The sequence below is a fragment of the Vibrio sp. 03_296 genome (assembly GCF_002265885.1).
The window spans coordinates 1-510 of sequence record NZ_NPKW01001139.1 but is presented as its reverse complement, the minus strand read 5'-3'; the positions used below and the strand labels follow the sequence as shown (position 1 = coordinate 510).

The window sequence follows — 510 nt, the reverse complement described above, 5'->3', positions numbered from 1 at the left end:
TACGGGAATCGCTTTGTACCGGCTTGCTTGCAGAATCWAAAAATAACCAACATTCATTCAGCGCTTCTGGAGCCCCCATGCTGCGCATGAAAATGTTGATCGCTTTCTTCACTTCGTTCTTGCCAAGATAGATCAGAGCTAAGTTGTTTTGCCCTTTTTGGTTATTGGGATCTTTTTCCAGCGCCGCTAAGGTGTAGCGCTCTGCTTTGCCATACTCGCCACTCATGTAATAGGAATAACCGAGATTCATCATCCCTTTCATCGAGTTGGGTTTGATCTCTAGCTGCTTTGAGATAATAGGCTTCTGCGAGCTTGTGTTGTGAATCAACGTCGGAGAGCACGCCAAGCCCCATGTAAGCCATGGCGGGCGAGGCTTTGTCCACCTTCAATTGATTGATGTCTTGCACCATGATCAAACCACCCGCCAAAGTCTTGCTGTTTTTCAAGCGTACTTGGTCAGCATTCAAGGCTCGTAAGAAATAGCTTTTTCCTTCATCCACTCGCCCCTTG

1 pseudogene is annotated in these 510 nt (G+C 47.2%); it reads right to left on the bottom strand.

Going from position 1 to position 510, the window contains the following annotated elements:
• Positions 1–510 (bottom strand): annotated as a pseudogene (locus CIK04_RS30375) (tetratricopeptide repeat protein); the annotation flags it as partial.